This is a genomic window from Streptomyces sp. NPDC088810, assembly GCF_044750305.1.
Taxonomy (GTDB): Bacteria; Actinomycetota; Actinomycetes; order Streptomycetales; family Streptomycetaceae; genus Streptomyces.
Genome location: NZ_JBIVJQ010000001.1, coordinates 1,067,838 through 1,086,574, shown reverse-complemented (window position 1 = coordinate 1,086,574; position 18,737 = coordinate 1,067,838). Strand labels below are relative to the sequence as shown.

At 72.4% G+C, this 18,737-nt stretch carries 14 protein-coding genes; 4 read left to right on the top strand and 10 right to left on the bottom strand.

Annotated features, from left to right (window positions below):
* Positions 1 to 8 precede the first annotated feature (8 nt).
* The 10 genes from ACIP4Y_RS04970 to rsmH all read right to left on the bottom strand — a co-directional run bounded on the left by ACIP4Y_RS04970 (position 9) and on the right by rsmH (position 12,680).
* Positions 9 to 803, bottom strand: a complete 795-nt coding sequence (locus ACIP4Y_RS04970) for a cell division protein FtsQ/DivIB (protein WP_401387779.1) — start codon at positions 801 to 803, stop codon at positions 9 to 11.
* Between the two features lie 26 nt (positions 804 to 829).
* Entirely contained in the window at positions 830 to 1,918 is a 1,089-nt protein-coding gene (gene murG / locus ACIP4Y_RS04965) for an undecaprenyldiphospho-muramoylpentapeptide beta-N-acetylglucosaminyltransferase (RefSeq protein ID WP_189815645.1), read from the bottom strand.
* Between the two features lie 6 nt (positions 1,919 to 1,924).
* Positions 1,925 to 3,292: a putative lipid II flippase FtsW gene (ftsW, locus tag ACIP4Y_RS04960; RefSeq protein WP_358637488.1), complete on the bottom strand. Its 1,368-nt coding sequence runs from the start codon at positions 3,290 to 3,292 to the stop codon at positions 1,925 to 1,927.
* 68 nt (positions 3,293 to 3,360) lie between these two features.
* Positions 3,361 to 4,794, bottom strand: a complete 1,434-nt coding sequence (gene murD / locus ACIP4Y_RS04955) for a UDP-N-acetylmuramoyl-L-alanine--D-glutamate ligase (protein ID WP_401387775.1) — start codon at positions 4,792 to 4,794, stop codon at positions 3,361 to 3,363.
* Positions 4,776 to 5,846: a phospho-N-acetylmuramoyl-pentapeptide-transferase gene (mraY, locus tag ACIP4Y_RS04950; protein WP_030347870.1), complete on the bottom strand. Its 1,071-nt coding sequence runs from the start codon at positions 5,844 to 5,846 to the stop codon at positions 4,776 to 4,778. The genes murD and mraY overlap by 19 nt, the downstream gene beginning before the upstream one ends.
* Entirely contained in the window at positions 5,846 to 7,261 is a 1,416-nt protein-coding gene (murF, locus tag ACIP4Y_RS04945; protein ID WP_401387772.1) for a UDP-N-acetylmuramoyl-tripeptide--D-alanyl-D-alanine ligase, read from the bottom strand. The genes mraY and murF overlap by 1 nt, the downstream gene beginning before the upstream one ends.
* A gap of 4 nt (positions 7,262 to 7,265) precedes the next feature.
* Positions 7,266 to 8,921, bottom strand: coding sequence for a UDP-N-acetylmuramoyl-L-alanyl-D-glutamate--2,6-diaminopimelate ligase (locus ACIP4Y_RS04940; RefSeq protein WP_401387769.1), 1,656 nt, complete (start codon positions 8,919 to 8,921; stop codon positions 7,266 to 7,268).
* Positions 8,922 to 8,964: 43 nt separating this feature from the next.
* On the bottom strand, positions 8,965 to 10,929 hold the full coding sequence (locus ACIP4Y_RS04935; RefSeq protein WP_401387766.1) for a peptidoglycan D,D-transpeptidase FtsI family protein: 1,965 nt from the start codon (positions 10,927 to 10,929) through the stop codon (positions 8,965 to 8,967).
* A 181-nt stretch (positions 10,930 to 11,110) separates the two neighbouring features.
* A complete protein-coding gene (locus tag ACIP4Y_RS04930) occupies positions 11,111 to 11,656 on the bottom strand; it encodes a septum formation initiator family protein (RefSeq protein ID WP_401387763.1) in 546 nt (181 codons plus the stop codon).
* Positions 11,657 to 11,723: 67 nt separating this feature from the next.
* On the bottom strand, positions 11,724 to 12,680 hold the full coding sequence (rsmH, locus tag ACIP4Y_RS04925) for a 16S rRNA (cytosine(1402)-N(4))-methyltransferase RsmH (RefSeq protein WP_401387760.1): 957 nt from the start codon (positions 12,678 to 12,680) through the stop codon (positions 11,724 to 11,726).
* 290 nt (positions 12,681 to 12,970) lie between these two features.
* Between rsmH and ACIP4Y_RS04920 the strand changes: the two genes are divergently transcribed.
* The 4 genes from ACIP4Y_RS04920 to ACIP4Y_RS04905 all read left to right on the top strand — a co-directional run bounded on the left by ACIP4Y_RS04920 (position 12,971) and on the right by ACIP4Y_RS04905 (position 18,666).
* Complete coding sequence (locus tag ACIP4Y_RS04920; protein WP_401387758.1) at positions 12,971 to 13,582, top strand: beta-class carbonic anhydrase; 612 nt, start codon at positions 12,971 to 12,973, stop codon at positions 13,580 to 13,582.
* 265 nt (positions 13,583 to 13,847) lie between these two features.
* Positions 13,848 to 14,924: an AAA family ATPase gene (locus ACIP4Y_RS04915; RefSeq protein WP_401387755.1), complete on the top strand. Its 1,077-nt coding sequence runs from the start codon at positions 13,848 to 13,850 to the stop codon at positions 14,922 to 14,924.
* Positions 14,924 to 16,285: a DUF58 domain-containing protein gene (locus ACIP4Y_RS04910; RefSeq protein ID WP_401387752.1), complete on the top strand. Its 1,362-nt coding sequence runs from the start codon at positions 14,924 to 14,926 to the stop codon at positions 16,283 to 16,285. Before ACIP4Y_RS04915 ends, ACIP4Y_RS04910 begins: the two co-directional genes overlap by 1 nt.
* On the top strand, positions 16,282 to 18,666 hold the full coding sequence (locus ACIP4Y_RS04905; RefSeq protein ID WP_401387749.1) for a DUF3488 and DUF4129 domain-containing transglutaminase family protein: 2,385 nt from the start codon (positions 16,282 to 16,284) through the stop codon (positions 18,664 to 18,666). The genes ACIP4Y_RS04910 and ACIP4Y_RS04905 overlap by 4 nt, the downstream gene beginning before the upstream one ends.
* Positions 18,667 to 18,737 lie beyond the last annotated feature (71 nt).

Here is an 18,737-nt window from a genome sequence, read left to right as displayed (position 1 = left end):
GATGTGCGTCAACTCCCCGATGACGCAGGGGCGGTGGGAACGCTGACATCGAAGTGCCGCGCGCCGGGAGCTGCTTTCATGAGAGCCGTGAGGGCCCGTGCCTTGGCGCGGCCGTTCTCGCCGCTGCCCCAGGCCACCGTGCGGCCGTCGCCCAACTCCAGCGAGATGGCATCGAAGGAGCGCACCTGGACGGTCCGGGTGGCCCGCGCCACGGATCCGGGCAGGTCGCCGGCGACCTGGACGGCCTCGCGCACCAGCCGGGCGGTACCGAAACGCCGGAAGCTCGCGGCGCCCGGACCCGTGCGGGATGCGGACAATTGCAGCATCGGAACGCCATTCGGCGCCCGGGAAACCGTAGCGAATCGGACACCTTCGTCGTCGACTTCGACGAAGTTCCCGCCCTTTCGGACAAGCACAACCGGAGTGCGTTCGACCACTTTCAGGCCGATTCCATGGGGCCAGGAACGAACCACATCTACGGTGTCAATTCGGGGCATTTTCTGGCGAAGTCGGGCTTCGATCCGGTCCGTGTCGACGGAAATCATCGGGTTCCCGACGGGCACGGCCGCCGCCGCCCGGACCTCGGCGGGGGTCAGTACCCGCGTGCCCGACACCGAGACGTGCTCGATGCGCAGCCATTTGGAGCCGTAGAGCGCCCAGGCGCCACCGGCCCCCAGGAGCACGAGAACGGCGACCAGAACGACGATCGTACGAAGGCGCGGGCTTCTGAGCCTGCGGACGAGCGGCGGGCCGGACGACTCCTGCTGGCGTTCACCGCGCTCGGCGGTCGTCGGTCCGGCCACGCTCACTGCCCTTTCGTCATACGGTCCTATCGGCGTGAGGCGATCGCCTCGTACACCATGCCGACGAGCAGGTCGTCGGCGTCCCGGCGGCCGAACTCGCTTGCCGCGCGGGACATCTCGTACAGCCGGTGCGGGTCGGCGAGCACGGGCAGCACGTTCTGCTGCACCCACTCGGGCGTCAGGTCCGCGTCGTCGACGAGGAGTCCGCCGCCGGCCTTGACCACCGGCTGGGCGTTGAGCCGCTGTTCGCCGTTGCCGATGGGCAGCGGGACGTAGGCGGCCGGGAGCCCGACGGCGGAGAGTTCGGCGACGGTCATCGCGCCCGCGCGGCAGAGCATCATGTCGGCCGCGGCGTACGCGAGGTCCATCCGGTCCAGATAACTTACCGGGATGTAGGGAGGCATTCCCGGCATCTGCTGCACCTGCGGCAGTTCGTTCTTCGGGCCGACCGCGTGCAGGATCTGGATGCCGGCCTGCTGCAGCCACGGGGCGACCGCCTGCGTCACCTCGTTCAGCCGCCGGGCGCCCTGCGAGCCGCCGGAGACGAGCAGCGTGGGCAGGTTCGGGTCGAGGCCGAAGCGGTGGCGGGCCTCGGGGCGGACGGCGGCGCGGTCCAGCGTGGCGATGGAGCGGCGCAGCGGGATGCCGATGTAGCGGGCGTCACGCAGCTTGCTGTCCGGGGTGGAGACGGCGACCCGGGCCGCGTAGCGCGAGCCGATCTTGTTGGCCAGGCCCGGGCGGGCGTTGGCCTCGTGGATCACGATGGGCACGCCGAGGCGCTTGGCGGCCAGGTAGCCGGGCAGGGCGACATAGCCGCCGAAGCCGACCACGCAGTCCGCCTTGGTGCGCTCCAGGATCTGCTCGGCGGCCTTGATCGTGCCGCGCAGCCGGCCCGGGACGGTGATCAGCTCGGGGGTGGGCTTGCGCGGCAGCGGCACCGCCGGGATCAGCGCGAGCTCGTAGCCGCGCTCCGGGACGAGCCGGGTCTCCAGGCCGCGCTCCGTGCCCAGGGCCGTGATCCCCACGGTCGGGTCCTGCCTGCGCAGGGCGTCCGCGAGGGCGAGCGCGGGCTCGATGTGGCCGGCGGTCCCCCCACCGGCGAGTACGACATGCACCGAAATTCACCGCTCTCCGGACGAACGCGCCGCCGAGGCACGCCGTCGCATCGTGTTCCATCTCCGAGGCCCCCGCTCGGCACCGGGGCCTCCCGCCCGCTTTCTACCAAAGCGAGGTTGCCGCATCGCAAGCGCTGCCCGCGCAGCGGGCTCGTCGCGCGCGAAGGCGATCAGCAGCCCGATGGCGAACATGGTCGGCAGCAGGGCGGACCCTCCGTAGGAGAACAGCGGGAGCGGGACGCCGGCGATCGGCAGCAGGCCGAGCACCGCACCGATGTTGATCACCGCCTGGGCGGTGATCCAGGTGGTCACGCCTCCCGCGGCATACCTCACGAAGGGGTCCTCCGTGCGTCCGGCCACGCGGATACCCGCATAGCCTAGAGCCGCGAACAGGGCGAGCACCGACAGCGTCCCTGCGAGGCCCAGTTCCTCACCGGTGACGGCGAAGATGAAGTCGGTGTGGGCTTCCGGGAGTTGGCCCCATTTTTCCACACTCGCGCCGAGTCCGGAGCCGAAGAGTCCGCCGGAGGCCAGGGCATAGATCCCGTGCACGGCCTGCCAGCAGTCGGCGACCCCCGTCCTGGGCTCGGTGGCGCCGATGCAGGCGAGGCGGGCCATCCGGTTGGGGCTGGTCTTGATCAGGGTCACACCGATCAGCGCGGCGACGGACAGCACCCCCGCGAACAGCCGGGTCGGCGCGCCCGCGAGCCAGAGCAGGCCGAACAGGATCGCCGTGAGAATGATCGCGGTGCCCATGTCACCGCCGAGCATGATCAGCCCGAGCAGCAGGAAGGCGACCGGCACCAGTGGCACCAGCATGTGCTTCCACTGGTTCAGCAGCTTCCTCTCCTGCTTGCGGGCGATCAGGTCCGCGCCCCACAGCACCAGGGCCAGCTTGCCGAACTCGCTGGGCTGGATCTGGAAGGAGCCGCCGAGGGAGATCCAGTTCTGGTTGCCGTTGACCGCCATCCCTATCCCGGGGATCTGCACCAGGATCATCAGGAAGACGGCGCCGGCGAGGATCGGGTAGGCCAGCGCCCGGTGCAGCTTCACCGGCATGCGGGAGGCGACGAACAGCAGTGCGCCGCCGATGAGCGCGGCGAGGGCCTGCTTGCGGAAGAAGTACGACCCCGGCAGCGACAGCTGCAGCGCGGTGATCTGGGAGGCCGAGTAGACCATCACCAGACCGAGCACGGTGATCAGCACACTGCCGCCGACGATCAGGTAGTAGGCGGTCAGCGGCCGGTCCCAGGCCCTCCGCACGCGCGTGCAGAGCCGTTGGACGGGGTTCTCGCGCGGGGGCCGGGGAACGGCGGGACGCGGGCGCCGGGACGCCCGCTGCACGGGCGGCTTTCCGGTACGGCTACTCGGCATCGGCGCCTCCGTTGCACGTCGACCGTCCCACGCGTCCCTCCCAAGGTCCGCCCGGCAGGCGGCCGGGGTCAGGCGTCGAGTTCGCGGACCGCCGCCGCGAACGCGTCACCGCGCTGGTTGTAGTTGGTGAACATGTCCATGGAGGCGCAGGCCGGGGCCAGCAGCACCGTGTCGCCGGGCTGAGCCAGCCGCTTCGCTTCCGTCACCGCCTGGAGCATCGCCCCAGTGTCGGTCCGGTCGAGGTCGACCACGGGTACTTCCGGGGCGTGTCGCGCGAGGGCCTCGCGGATCAGCGCCCGGTCGGCGCCGATCAGGACCGCACCGCGAAGCCGCTTCGCCGACTTGGCGACCAGCTCGTCGAAGGTCGCGCCCTTCGCCAGACCGCCCGCAATCCATACGATCGGTTCATATGCCGCCAAAGACGCTTCCGCGGCATGGGTATTGGTCGCCTTGGAGTCGTCCACGTACGCGACGCCGTCGATGTCGGCGACGTGCGCGATGCGGTGGGCGTCCGGGCGGAAGGCCCGCAGACCGTCCCGTACGGCCCGGGCGGGCACCCCGAAGGCACGGGCGAGGGCCGCGGCGGCAAGGGCGTTGGCGATGTTGTGCGGGGCCGGCGGATTGACGTCGGAGACCTCGGCCAGCTCCTGCGCGTTCTTCTGCCGGTCCGCCACGAAGGCGCGGTCGACCAGGATGCCCTCCACGACGCCGAGTTCGGAGGGACCGGGCGTGCCCAGGGTGAACCCGACGGCCCGGCAGCCCTCTTCCACATCGGCCTCGCGGACGAGGTCCTCGGTTGCCTTGTCGGCGACGTTGTAGACGCAGGCGACCTTGTTGCCCTCGTAGATGCGGCCCTTGTCGCGCGCGTAGGCCTCCATGGAGCCGTGCCAGTCGAGGTGGTCCGGCGCGAGGTTGAGGACGGCCGCCGAGTGGGCGCGCAGGGAGGGCGCCCAGTGGAGCTGGTAGCTGGACAGCTCGACAGCGAGGACGTCGTACTGCTCCTCGCCGAGGACGGCGTCCAGCAGGGAGACGCCGATGTTGCCGACGGCGGCCGTGCGCAGGCCCGCCGCCTTCAGGATGGAGGCGAGCATCTGGACGGTCGTGGTCTTGCCGTTGGTGCCCGTCACGGCCAGCCAGGGGGCCGCGTCGGGGCCGCGCAGCCGCCAGGCCAGCTCCACGTCGCCCCAGACCGGCACGCCGGCCTGCTCGGCGGCGCGGAACAGCGGCTTGTCGGGCTGCCAGCCGGGCGCGGTGACGATCAGCTCGGTGCCCTCCGGGAGGGTCGACCCGTCGCTGAGGCGCACGGTGATGCCGAGCGCCTCCAGCTCCGCGGCCTGCTCGCGCGCGCGTGCGTCGTCGCCGTCGTTGACGACCGTGACGATCGCCCCGCGCGCGTGCAGCACCTTCGCCGCCGGGACGCCGGAGACGCCGAGCCCGGCGACGGTGATGTGCTTGCCCTGGAATTCAGAAGGCACCGAGGAGGTCACTTGTCCGCTGCCCATCCCGCGTAGAAGAGGCCCAGTCCGACAATCACACAGATTCCCTGGATGATCCAGAAGCGGACCACGACCAGGACCTCGGACCAGCCCTTGAGTTCGAAGTGGTGCTGGAGCGGTGCCATCCTGAAGACGCGCTTCCCGGTGAGCCGGAAGGAGCCGACCTGGATGACGACCGACATGGTGATGAGGACGAACAGGCCGCCCATGATGGCCACCAGCAGCTCCGTGCGGGAGAGGATGGCCAGGCCGGTGAGGACACCGCCGAGGGCGAGCGAACCGGTGTCGCCCATGAAGATCTTCGCCGGCGAGGTGTTCCACCACAGGAAGCCCAGGCAGGCGCCCATCAGCGCGGAGGCGACCACGGCCAGGTCCAGCGGGTCGCGCACCTCGTAGCAGGCGCCCGGGTTGGTCAGGGTGCCCGCGTTGGCGCAGGACTCCTGGAACTGCCAGACGCCGATGAAGGTGTAGGCGCCGAAGACGAGCACGGAGGCGCCGGTGGCCAGACCGTCCAGGCCGTCGGTGAGGTTCACGCCGTTCGACATCGCGAGGATCATGAACAGCGCCCAGACCACGAACAGCACCGGGCCGATCGACCAGCCGAAGTCGGTGATGAACGACAGCTTGGTGGAGGCGGGGGTGTTGCCGCGGGCGTCGGAGAACTGCAGCGACAGCACCGCGAAGGCGATGCCGACGATCAGCTGGCCGGCCATCTTCGCCTTGGCCCGCAGACCGAGCGAACGCCGCTTGACGATCTTGATGTAGTCGTCGAGGAAGCCGACCAGTCCCATGCCGAACATCAGGCCGAGGACCAGCAGCCCGGAGTAGGTGGGCGGGTAACCGGTGATGAGCTTGCTCAGGAAGTACGCGGCGATCGTCGCCAGGATGAACGCGATACCGCCCATCGTCGGCGTACCGCGCTTGCTGGCGTGCTCGCGCGGGCCGTCGTCACGGATGTACTGGCCGTACCCCTTGCGGGCCAGCAGCTTGATCAGCAGCGGGGTGCCGACCAGCGTCAGGAAGAGGCCGATGACTCCCGAGAACAGGATCTGCTTCATCATCGGGCGGCAACCTCACCCTCGGCACCGGTCTCGACGAGCGCCTGGGCGACGCTCTCCAGACCCACCGACCGGGACGCCTTCACGAGTACGACGTCCCCCGGGCGCAACTCGCTGCGCAACAGGTCGATCGCCGCCTGTGCGTCGGACACGTGCACCGACTCCTCACCCCACGAACCCTCGTTATATGCGCCCAATTGCAGCCAGGAGGCCTCAATCCCCCCGACGGCGACGAGCTTGCTGACGTTGAGCCGGACGGCGAGCCGTCCGACGGCGTCGTGCTCGGCGAGCGCCTCGTCCCCCAGCTCGGCCATCTTGCCGAGCACCGCCCACGTGCGGCGCCCCTTGCCCATGGCCGCGAGCGCCCTGAGGGCGGCCCGCATGGACTCGGGGTTGGCGTTGTAGGCGTCGTTGACGATGGTCACGCCGTCCGGGCGCTCGGTGACCTCCATGCGCCAGCGGGAGAGGGAGCCCGCCTCGGAGAGCGCGGTGGCGATCTCTTCCGCGGACATGCCCAGCTCATGGGCGACGGCGGCCGCGGCGAGCGCGTTCGACACGTGGTGCTCACCGTACAGGCGCATGGTCACATCGCTTGCACCGGAGGGTGTGTGAAGCCTGAAGGCGGGCTGTCCGCTGTCCGTGAGTCGTACGTTCTCGGCCCGTACGTCCGCTTCGGCCGACTCTCCGAAAAGGACCACCTTCGCCTCGGTACGGGCGGCCATGGCCTTCACCAGCGGGTCGTCGGCGTTGAGGACGGCGGCCCCGCCCTCGCTCGCCGGGGGCAGCGCCTCGACCAGCTCGCCCTTCGCCTGGGCGATCTGCTCGCGCCCGCCGAACTCGCCGATGTGGGCGGTGCCGACGTTGAGCACCAGACCGATCCTCGGCGGGGTGAGGCCGGTGAGGTAGCGGATGTGCCCGATGCCGCGGGCCCCCATCTCCAGCACGAGGAACTTCGTCTCCTCGGTGGCGGACAGGGCGGTCAGCGGCAGCCCGATCTCGTTGTTGAGCGAGCCGGGCGTGAAGACGGTCGGCGCCTTGCGCTGGAGCACCTGGGCGATCAGGTCCTTGGTGCTGGTCTTGCCGGCCGAGCCGGTCAGGGCGACGAGGGTCGCGCCGAGCCGGCGTACGACGTGCCGGGCGAGGGCGCCGAGGGCCGTCTGCACGTCCTCCACGACGATCGCGGGCACGCCGACCGGCCGGGACGCCAGCACGGCGACCGCGCCGGCCGCGACGACCTGCGCCGCGTAGTCGTGGCCGTCCACGCGCTCGCCGACGAAGGCGGCGAACAGGCTGCCGGGCACCACCTCACGGGAGTCCCGGACGACCGGTCCCGTCACCTGCACGGACGGATCCGGTATGTCGTGCGTCTGCCCGCCGACGACTGCTGCGATCTCGGCGAGGGAGAGGGCGATCACAAGTTCATCCCTGGGTCTTCTGGATAGCTTCGCGAAGCACCTGGCGGTCGTCGAAGGGACGGACCACGCCGGCGATGTCCTGGCCCTGCTCGTGGCCCTTGCCCGCGACCAGCACGGTGTCGCCGGCCTGGGCGCGGCCCACGGCGGCGGCGATGGCGGCGGCCCGCTCCTCGAAGAGGAGCACCTCGCCGCGCTCGTGCGCGGGCACGGAGGCCGCGCCCCGGAGCATGGTCGCGAGGATCGCGAGCGGGTCCTCGGAGCGGGGGTTGTCGGAGGTCAGTACGGCCGTGTCGGCGAGCCGGGCCGCGGCGGCACCCATCGGGGCGCGCTTGGTCTCGTCGCGGTCGCCGCCGCAGCCGAGGACGATGTGCAGCCGGCCCTTGGTGACCTTGCGCAGCGCCTTGAGCACCGACTCGACGGCGTCGGTCTTGTGGGCGTAGTCGACGACCGCGAGGTACGGCTGCCCGGCGTCGACGCGCTCCAGGCGCCCGGGGACGCCCGGGACGGCGGCGATGCCGTCGGCGGCGGTCTGCGGGTCGAGGCCGGCCACGGCGAGGGCGACGATGGCGGCGAGGGTGTTCGCCACGTTGAACGGGCCCGGCAGCGGCGACTTGGCGTGGACGCGCTCGCCGTTCGGGCCGAGCACGGTGAACGTCGAGTCCATGGGGCCGATCTGGACGTCCTGGGCGCGCCAGTCGGCGTCGGGGTGGCCCTCGGCGGAGAAGGTGACGACCGGGACGGTCGCCTCCCGCGCGAGCCGGCGGCCGTACTCGTCGTCGGCGTTGACCACGCCGAGTCTGCTGCGTTCCGGGGTGAAGAGCTGCGCCTTGGCCCGGAAGTAGTCCTCCATGTCGGAGTGGAACTCCATGTGTTCCGGGCTGAGGTTGGTGAAGACGGCGATGTCGAAGACGCAGCCGTCCACCCGGCCGAGGACCAGGGCGTGGCTGGAGACCTCCATGGCGACCGCCGTGACGCCCCCTTCGCGCATGACGGCGAACAGGGCCTGGAGGTCGGTGGCTTCGGGGGTGGTGCGCTCGGACTTGATCCGCTCCTCGCCGATGCGGATCTCCACCGTGCCGATGAGTCCGGCGCGGTGGGACGCGCCCAGGCCGCCCTCGACGAGATAGGCGGTGGTGGTCTTCCCGGAGGTGCCGGTGATGCCGATCTGGAGCAGGTCGCGGCCCGGGTGGCGGTAGATGGCGGCCGCCAGCTCCCCCATCCGCCCGCGCGGATCCTCCACGACCAGGACGGGCAGTCCGGTCGCGGCGGCGCGCTCGGCCCCCGTGGGGTCGGTGAGCACGGCGGCGGCACCCAGGCTCGCGGCCTGGGCGACGAAGTCCGCGCCGTGCAGACGGGCGCCCGGGAGGGCGGCGTACAGGTCGCCGGGGCGGACGGCGCGCGAGTCGTGGGTGATACCCGTGATCTCGGCGGCGCCCTCCGGCGCGGTGACACCCAGCTGGTCGGCGAGCTCCGTGAGCGGGGTGGCGGGGAGCTGCGTCGGCCGGGGCAGTCCCGGATATGTCACGGGTTGGCCCTTCTGGGTGGTTTCGGACTGATCAGCGTGTGGCACGGCGGTGAGCGTACCGGGCGCACCCGCTCCGGAGCGAAGTGAGGGGCTTGCGGCCCCGTGGTTACCGGCGTCGGGGGTGATCGTTGTCACGAGCTCGTTCCTGGTGTTTCCGTGCTGATCAGGGTGGCGCTGATCAGGGCTTGTACTCGACGGGCAGGTTGGCGGGCTTCGCCCCGGTCGGCGGGATCTGGAGGGTTTTCAGGGCGAACTCCATCACCTGCTTGTAGATGGGGCCGCAGATCTGGCCACCGAAGTAGCTGCCGGCGGTGGCGTTCTGGATGGCGCAGTAGACGGTGATCCGCGGGTTGTCGGCGGGCGCGAAGCCGGCGAACGACGAGGTGTAGCCGCGGTAGCGGCCGGTGGCCGGATCCACGCGGTTCGCCGTGCCGGTCTTGCCCGCGACCCGGTACCCGGGGATGCGGGCCTTCACGCCGGTGCCCTGCTCGTCGTCGACGACGGACTCCAGCATCTGGGCGAGGCTCTTGGCCGTCCTGGCGCTGACGACCCGTGTCTGCCGGGGCTTGGGCGCCGGGGTGAAGCGGCCGTCGGCGCCCTTGGTGCCGCGCACCAGGGTCGGTACGACGCGGACGCCGCCGTTGGCGATGGTCGAGTACACGGACGCGGCCTGCATGGCGTTGATGGAGAAGCCCTGGCCGAAAGGGATCGTGTACTGCTGCGAGGTGGACCACTTCTGCGGCGGCGCGAGGATGCCGGGGGTCTCGCCGGGGAAGCCGAGGCCGGTGTAGCTGCCGATGCCGAACTTGCGCAGGTACTTGTGGAGGACCTTGTTGGCCTCCGGCTGGCTCTTGCCGAGTTCGCCGGTGGCCAGGATGGTGCCGATGTTGCTGGACTTGGCGAGCACGCCGTTGAGCGTGAGGTACCAGGTGGCGTGGTCGATGTCGTCCTGGAAGAGCCGGTCGCCGCGGTGCAGCCGGTTGGGTACGACGACGTGGGTGAGCGGGGTCGCCACGTTCTGCTCCAGCACGGCCGCCATGGACATCACCTTGGCGGTGGAGCCGGGCTCGTAGGCGTCCTGGAGGGCCGCGTTGCCCATGGCGTCGCCGTCGGCCTTCGCCAGGTTGTTCGGGTCGAAGCCGGGCGAGTTGGCCATGGCGAGGATCTGGCCGGTGCGGGTGTCCTGGACGATGACGTAGCCGCGGTCCGCCTTGGACTGCTTCACCTGCTCCGTGATGGCGTTCTGCGCGGCCCACTGGATGTCGCGGTCGATGGTCAGCTCGACGTCGGCGCCGGGCACCGCGGGCGTCTCGGTGGACCCGACCGTGGGCACCTCGCGCCCGCCGGCCTGGGCGTAGCGGACCTTGCCGTCCTTGCCGGACAGCTGCTTGTCCAGTTCCTGCTCGATGCCGCCGCCGCCCTTGCCGTCGGCGTTGACCCAGCCCAGTATCCCGGCGGCCAGGTCGCCGTTGGGGTACACGCGCTGGCTGCTGGGGTCGGCGAAGACGCCGGCCAGCACGTTGGCGGTGGTGTGGTCGGTCTCGGCCTTGTTGGCGAGCGCGGTCTTCAGGTCCTTGATCTGCTTCCAGACCTGCGGGGTCTGCCGGGCGGCGAGCCGGGTGTAGCGGGAGTTCCGGTTCTCCGGGCGCAGCTTCCTGACGAGCGCGGCCTGGTCCTGGCCGAGGATCGGGGCGAGCAGCGCGGCGGCCTGCTCGGGGCCGTCGGCGATCTTCAGCTGCTTGGCACTGAACATCGTCGGGTCGGCCGTGATGTCGTACGCGTCCTCGCTGACGGCCAGCGCGACACCGTTGCGGTCGGTGATCTCGCCGCGCTCGGCGGCCAGCGTGTGCACCACGTACCGGTTCTGCTCGGCGCGTGCCGTGTAGGCGCTCGCGTCGACGGCCTGGACCTGGAGCAGCCGTACGACGAAGGCGAGCAGCACCAGCGTCAGGGCGAGGCTGACCAGGCGCAGCCGGGGCCGGGGGCTGCCGAGCCGGAGGGGGCGCGTCACCGGGGGCCGGGACCCGCCGGGCCGGCGGACCGGCCGGGCACCGGGCCCGGCCTGCCGCCGGACGGCACCCCGCGGCCGCGGAGGCTTGGCGGGCCCGGGCACCCGGCGGCGCGGCGCTTGCCTGTCGGACACTTCCGTCACCTGCCGGGGGTCGGGGTGGGGATGGGCTGGGGGATCGAGGACGCCGCCGGGACAGCGGGACGGGCCGCACGGCACCGGACGACCGGCCGTCGCCCCGCACCCGGGACCGCCCGCGCACCGCCACTGCGGCCGGCCGAGCGGAGCACACCCGCTTGCCTGTCGGACACTTCCGTCACCTGCCGGGGGTCGTCGGGGTGGGGATGGGCTGGGGCGTGGGAGGCGGCGCCGGGAGGGCGGGCGCCGTGGGGGTGCCCTGGGGCGGGGACGGCGCGGTGGGTGTCGGCGGGACGGCGGAGAGGGCGCCGGCCGGGGTCATCGCCCCGGGGGGTGCCGGGACGGTGAGGGCGGCGGGCTCGGGCGCGGCGCCGGGGACGCCCTTGACGGTGCCGTCGGGGCCGAGGAAGGCCGGGTCGCCGCCGGGGACCATGCCGAGCTCGCGGGCACGGCGCTGGAGGGCGTCCGGGGCCGAGAAGGCGTCGATGTCCCGCTGGAGGGCCTGTTCCTGGTCGGTGAGGTTCTTCGTCTGCTTCTGCAGGTCGGCCAGTTCGAACGAGCCCTCGCTCAGCGCCGAGTTCAGCACCAGCAGCCCGATGAGGCCGCCGCCGAGGAGCACGACGACGAGCAGGACGAACGGGGTACGCGCCGCCCGGGCGCGGCCGGCCGGGAGGAGCCGGGCGAGCCGGGCGGCCCTCCCCTTCGGTTCGGGTTTCCTGCTCACTGCTCCCCCGGTGCGTGGGGCAAGCCGCTCCCTCGGTTCACGGCGCCGGCCCTCCGGCCCGTCTCGCTCACTCGACGTCCTCCCTGATGCGCTCGGCACCCCGCAGTCTGGCCGGTGCGGCCCTGCGGTTCTCGGCGATCTCTTCCTCGGTGGGAAGTTCGGCACCGCGGGTGAGCAGCTTGAGCCGCGGCTGGTAGCGCTCGGGAACGACGGGCAGCCCGGGCGGCGCGGTGGAGGCGGCCCCGGCCGCGAACACCTGCTTGACGAGCCGGTCTTCGAGCGAGTGGTACGACAGCACGGCGATGCGCCCGCCGACGTCCAGGGCCTTCACGGCGGCCGGGATCGCCCGCTCCAGGACGGACAGTTCGCCGTTGACCTCGATGCGCAGCGCCTGGAAGGTGCGCTTGGCCGGATTGCCGCCGGTGCGCTTCGCGGCCTGCGGCAGCGCATCCCGGATGAGTTCGACGAGCCGCGCGCTGTTGCTGAACGGCTCCTTCTCCCGCTCCCGGACGATCGCGGCGACGATCCGCTTGGCCTGCTTCTCCTCGCCGTACGCGCGCAGGATGCGCACCAGTTCGCCGGCCGGGTAGGTGTTGAGGACCTCGGCGGCGCTGATGCCGGCCGTCTGGTCCATGCGCATGTCCAGGGGCGCGTCCTGTGCGTAGGCGAACCCGCGGCCGGCCTCGTCCAGCTGCATGGAGGAGACACCGAGGTCGAACAGCACGCCCTGCACGCGCGCGATGCCGAGCCGGTCCAGTACGTCGGGCAGCTCGTCGTACACGGCGTGCACGAGGGTGGCGCGCTCGCCGTAGGGAGCCAGGCGCTCACCGGACAGGCGCAGCGCCTCCTTGTCCCGGTCGAGGCCGATCAGCCGGGCGTCGGGGAACCGGGCGAGCAGTGCCTCGCTGTGCCCGCCGAGGCCGAGGGTGCAGTCGACGACCACCGCTCCGGGGCGCTCCAGGGCGGGCGCCAGCAGGTCCAGGCACCGCTGGAGCATCACCGGGACGTGTCGACTCTGGCTCAAGGGGGCCTCTCAGTTCCGGCGGGCCGTACGCACCGTCGGTCCCCCGAGCCGTACGTAACGCGCCGCGCGCGCGGGGAGACGGGTCCGGGCACGTGCCGGGGTCTCCGGGGGTTTCGTCCGCGGGGAGAGACTCGTCTCCCGCTTTCGCGTCACTTTAGTCCACGCCGTCCGCTGGTCAATCAACCGGCCTGCGCGTCGTGTACCGCGGCACGGCGGGAACCGCAATTCGACCGGTCCACCCGTTCGGCCCTGCTTTGCCCTCCCTGTGGGTTGGCTCACAGCACGTCGCGATGATGTTCTTTGTCCGCTCTCACGGGAGGCCGCAACCCCGTGTGACCAGTAACGTCGTCGGTATGACGACTTCTGCAGCCGTACCCACTGGATCCGAAGGCGCCATAACCGCTGGCGGCACCGTGACCAACCGCCTCGTGGAGGCCAACCGGCGGTACGCCGAGGCCTTCACCGACCCCGGCATGGACGCCCGCCCGGTGCTCCACGTCGCCGTCGTCGCCTGCATGGACGCACGTCTCGACCTGCACAAGGCCCTCGGCCTCGAGCTCGGCGACTGCCACACCATCCGCAACGCGGGCGGTGTGGTCACCGACGACGTGATCCGGTCCCTGACCATCAGCCAGCGCAAGCTGGGCACGCGCAGCGTCGTGCTCATCCACCACACCGGCTGCGGCCTGGAGTCCCTCACCGAGGACTTCCGCACCGAGCTGGAGATGGAGGTCGGCCAGCGGCCGGCCTGGGCGGTGGAGTCCTTCAGCGACGTGGACCAGGACGTGCGCCAGTCCATGCAGCGGGTGCGTACCTCGCCGTTCCTGCTGCACACCGACGACGTCCGCGGCTTCGTCTTCGACGTGCGCACCGGTCTGCTGCGCGAGGTCGACCCGGCCTGACCCGAGGTACCGGCCGGCCACCCCGCACGGCATCCCGTCGTCCGGCCGTCCCGTAGCGAGCGGTTCGAAAACACGGTCGAAAAGGCCGTAAGACCGACATCCGGCGGGCAGTTGTCCACAGGCGAGTGACACGAATCGGTAACGGCAGCAAGAATGCGGGGTGTGACGTCACGCGGAACTTTTTCCGCGTGGTGTCCGTGTTTCGGGGTGGGCCGGTTTCGCGCAGAGAGCGTCGGCCCGGAAAGAACGGGCCGAGGAGGGCCGGGTGTCGACCTATGACGATCCAGCGAGCCATGGGGGCGCCCCCGCCCGAGCGTATTCGAGGGTGGGGGATGATCTGACCGCCACGGTGGAGCGGGTGCGCGGTTCGGTGGAGGGCGTGATCGAGGGCAAGCCCGAGGTCGTACGGCTCGCGCTGACCGTGCTGCTCGCCGAGGGCCACCTGCTGATCGAGGACGTCCCCGGGGTGGGCAAGACGATGCTCGCCAAGGCGCTGGCGCGGTCCATCGACTGCTCGGTGCGGCGCATCCAGTTCACGCCGGACCTGCTGCCCTCGGACATCACGGGCGTGTCCATCTGGGACCAGCAGCGCCGGGACTTCGAGTTCAAGCCGGGCGCCATCTTCGCGCAGATCGTGATCGGCGACGAGATCAACCGCGCCTCGCCGAAGACCCAGTCCGCGCTGCTGGAGTCCATGGAGGAGCGCCAGGTCACCATCGACGGGCAGACGTACGAACTGCCCAGCCCCTTCATGGTGGTGGCCACCCAGAACCCGGTCGAGATGGAGGGCACCTACCCGCTGCCCGAGGCCCAGCGCGACCGCTTCATGGCCCGGGTCTCCGTGGGTTACCCGAGCGTCGAGGCCGAGTTGCAGATGCTCGACATCCACGGCGGGGTCAGCCCGCTGGAGGACCTCCAGCCGGTGGCGCACGCCCACGAGATCGTGAAGCTGGTCGAGGCGGTCCGCGGGGTGCACGTCTCCGAGGCGGTCCGGCGGTACGTGGTCGAACTGGTCGCCGCCACCCGCACCCACCCCGACCTCAGACTCGGCGCCTCCCCGCGGGCGACCCTGCACCTGCTGCGCGCGGCCAAGGCCTCCGCCGCCCTCGCCGGCCGGGACTACGCGCTGCCGGACGACGTCCAGGCACTCGCCGTCGCCGTCCTCGCCCACCGCCTGCTGCCCACCGCCCAGGCCCAGCTCAACCGCCGTTCGGCCGAGCAGGTGGTGCTGGACATCCTCCAGCACACCCCGGTGCCCGCCGCGCCGGGGCGGCAGAGCGGCTTCGGCGGCCTGGGCCGCACCATCCCGGCCTATCCCCAGCAGCCGCCGCGGAGTCTGTGATGAGCACCGGGGGGACCGCGCCGGCGGAGGCCGACCGCGGGGAGACGAGCGGGGTCCGTACGGCCCTGGCGGGTCTCACCACCCGGGGCCGCTCCTTCCTCGCGGCCGGGATCGCCGCCGCGATCTGCGCGTTCGTGCTGGGCCTGAGCGAGCTGCTGCGGGTCGGCCTGCTGCTCGCCGTCCTGCCCCTGATCTGCGCGACCGTGCTGTACCGCACGCGCTACCGGGTGGCCGCCAGCCGCCGTCTCGCCCCCGCGCGCGTACCGGCCGGCAGCGAGGCCCGGGTGCACCTGCGCATGGACAACGTGTCCCGGCTGCCCACCGGCCTGCTGATGCTCCAGGACCGGGTGCCGTACGTCCTCGGGCCGCGGCCCAGGTTCGTGCTGGACCGGGTGGAGCCGCACGGCCGCCGCGAGGTGTCCTACCGGGTCCGCTCTGACCTGCGGGGCCGCTATCCGCTGGGCCCGCTGCAGCTGCGGCTGACGGACCCCTTCGGCATGTGCGAGCTGACCCGCTCCTTCTCGGCGTGCGACACGCTGACGGTGATACCTCGCGTGGAGCCGCTGGCCCCGGTCCGCTTCGGCGGCGAGGCCCAGGGGTACGGCGACGGGCGGCAGCGCTCGCTGGCCCTGGCCGGCGAGGACGACGTGATCCCGCGCGGCTACCGCTACGGCGACGACCTGCGCCGGGTGCACTGGCGGTCCACCGCGCGCTACGGCGAGCTGATGGTGCGCCGCGAGGAGCAGCCCCGGCGCTCCCGCTGCACCGTCCTGCTGGACACCCGCGGCGGTGCCTACGAGGGCGCGGGCGCGGACTCGGCCTTCGAGTGGGCCGTCTCCGGTGCCGCCTCGGTACTGGTCCACATGCTGGAGCGCGGCTTCTCGGTACGGCTGCTGACCGACAGCGGCAGCGCGGTGCCCGGCGAGGGCGCCGACGGGTTCGCGGGCACCGGCCAGGAGACCGCGGACGCGGCCGGGCTGATGATGGACACCCTCGCGGTGATCGACTACTCCGACGGCACGGGCCTGTCCCGGGCGTACGACGTGCTCCGCGGCGGCAACGAGGGGCTGCTGATCGCCTTCCTCGGTGACCTGGACGAGGAGCAGGCGACGACGGTCGCCAAGATGAGCCGGCGCAGCGGCGGCGCCGTCGCCTTCGTGCTGGACCCCGACACCTGGACCCGGGAGGCGACCGACGTGCCCCGCCCGGGCGACCGGCACGCGGAGCGGCTGCGGATGCTGCGCGAGGCGGGCTGGACGGCGCTGAGCGTGCCGCGCGGCGCCTCGATGGACGAACTGTGGCGGCAGGCGGACCGGGAGCGTTCCGGCCTGGCCGCCGTGAGCGGGGAGGCACGGGGATGAGCGGGCGGGCGCGACTGGCGCTGTGTGCGGCGGCGGCCACCCTGATGGCCTCCTGCGCGCTGCTGCCGCTGGTCGCCGAGCCGACCTGGCTGCTGCAGCTGGTCCCGCTGGTGGCCGTGCAGACCGGGGTGGGCGCGGCGGCCCGGCGGGTGCCGCTGGGCCGGCTGCTGACGGTGGCGGCACAGGCCCTGGTCACGCTGGTGCTGCTGACCCTGGTCTTCGCCCGGCAGCACGCGATCGCCGGTCTGGTCCCCGGCCCGGACACCTTCCGGTACCTCGCCGAGCTGCTCCAGCAGGGCGCGGACGACGTCGGCCGGTACGCGATACCGGCGCCGCTCACCGACGGCATCAAGCTGATGCTGATCGGCGGCGTGCTGGTCATCGGGCTGCTGGTGGACGTGCTCGCGGTGACCGTCCGCAGCGCGGCCCCGGCCGGGCTGCCGCTGCTCGCGCTGTACTCGGTGGCCGCGGGCCTGTCCGACGGCGGCGCCGACTGGCTGTGGTTCCTGGTGGCGGCGGCCGGCTATCTGATGCTGCTGCTCGCGGAGGGCCGGGACCGGCTCGCCCAGTGGGGCCGCGTCTTCGGCGGCGCGCCCCGCGGCCCGGGCTCCCCGGAGACGGGAGCGGTGGCGCCGGTGCGCACCGGGCGGCGGATCGGCGCCGTCGCGCTCGGCGTTGCCCTGATGGTGCCCCTTGCGCTGCCCGCGATGCACGGCGGTCTGCTGGACGCGGCGGGCACCGGCGTGGGGGCGGGCCACGGCGACGGGGGCACGATCTCGGCGGTCAACCCGCTGGTGTCGCTGCGCGACAACCTGAACACGAACGACGACCGCCAGGTGCTGACCCTGCGGACCGACACGAACGACATCTCCGACCTGTATCTGCGGATCGTCTCCCTGGACGAGTTCGACGGCACCACCTGGACGCCGGCCCAGCGGCACATCGTCGGCGTGCCGGACAAGCTGCCCACGCCCGTCGGCCTGGGCCCGGACGTCAAGCGCGGCACGGTGCGGACGCTGGTCCGGGCGGCCGACTGGTACGCCCAGAACTGGCTGCCGATGCCCTACCCGCCGAACGAGGTGAAGGTCGGCGGCCGGTGGCGGTACGAGCCGGTCGGGATGACCCTCGTCGGCGACCGCGGCCAGACCACGCGTGGCGCGAGTTACCAGGTGACCAGCCTGGACGTGCAGCCGACCGCGCGGCAGCTGGCCGCCGCGCCGCAGCCGCCGGCCGCGCTGCAGAGCGAGTACACCAAGGTGCCGTCCTCGCTGCCGACGGTGGTGGAGCGCACCGCCAAGCAGGTCACCGCGGGCGCGGACAGCCACTACGAGGAAGCCGTCAAGCTTCAGGACTGGTTCGCCGTCAGCGGCGGCTTCCAGTACGACACCTCGGTGAAGGTGGGCCACGGGCCCGGCGCCATAGCGAACTTCCTGAAGCAGAAGGAGGGCTTCTGCGTCCACTTCTCCTTCGCGATGGCGGCGATGGCCCGCACCCTCGGCATCCCGGCCCGGGTCGCGGTGGGCTTCGCGCCCGGCACCGTGCAGGCCGACGGCACCATCGCGGTGACCCAGAAGGACGCGCACGCCTGGCCCGAGCTGTACTTCGAGGGCGTGGGCTGGACCCGCTTCGAGCCGACCCCGACCCGCGGCACCACGCCGTCGTACACCCAGCCGGACACCCCGGGCAGCTCGCTGCCGGAGGAGGCGCTGCCGTCCAAGGGCGCGTCGTCGGCGCCGTCGGCCTCGGCCTCGCCGAGCGAGAGCTGCAGCAGTGACCTGCGCAGACTCCAGGCCTGCGGCAGCCCGTCCGCGGCGGCGGCCCCGCACCAGGGCGGCAGCGGTACGGACTGGTGGGGCTGGCTGCTGATCGCCCTGGGCGCGCTGCTGGTCCTGACGGTTCCGCTGTCGCCGATGCTGTGGCGGCAGCGGGTGCGCGCGCAGCGGCTGGGCGGGCACGCCCGGACCGCGGAGGGCGCGGCGGTACACACCCTGGCGGCCTGGCAGGAGCTGACCGACAGCGCCTGGGACCACGGCATCCCGCCGGACGAGTCGCTGACCCCGCGCAAGGCCGCCGACCGGATCGTCCGGCTCGGGCACCTCGACGCGGCCGCCGGGACCGCCGTGCACCGGCTGGCGGACGCGGTGGAGCAGGTGCTGTACGCGCCCAGGCCGCGCCCGGCGGCGGGAGCGGCGGAGGACGTGCGCCGGGTGACCGAGGCGCTGCGGGCCGGGGTGAGCACCGGGACGCGGCTGCGGGCGCTGTTCCTGCCCCGCTCCTCGGTCCGGGTGCTGTGGGCGGTGTCGGCCCGCTGGTCGGCGCTGCGGACCCGGGCCGCGGCGGCCCGGCCGGCGCTGCGCCGGCCGTCCGGACAGCGGGGCTGAGCGCACGCGTGAAGGGGCGGCCACCGGATGGTGGCCGCCCCTTCACGCGTGTCTGCTGTGGCCGGCGCGGG

Excerpts from the sequence above, each read along its gene's own strand:
- ftsW (WP_358637488.1), bottom strand. The coding sequence starts at position 3,292 with ATGCCGAGTAGCCGTACCGGAAAGCCGCCCGTGCAGCGGGCGTCCCGG.
- murD (WP_401387775.1), bottom strand. The coding sequence starts at position 4,794 with ATGGGCAGCGGACAAGTGACCTCCTCGGTGCCTTCTGAATTCCAGGGC.
- mraY (WP_030347870.1), bottom strand. The coding sequence starts at position 5,846 with ATGAAGCAGATCCTGTTCTCGGGAGTCATCGGCCTCTTCCTGACGCTG.
- ACIP4Y_RS04920 (WP_401387758.1), top strand. The coding sequence starts at position 12,971 with ATGATGTTCTTTGTCCGCTCTCACGGGAGGCCGCAACCCCGTGTGACC.
- ACIP4Y_RS04910 (WP_401387752.1), top strand. The coding sequence starts at position 14,924 with ATGAGCACCGGGGGGACCGCGCCGGCGGAGGCCGACCGCGGGGAGACG.
- ACIP4Y_RS04905 (WP_401387749.1), top strand. The coding sequence starts at position 16,282 with ATGAGCGGGCGGGCGCGACTGGCGCTGTGTGCGGCGGCGGCCACCCTG.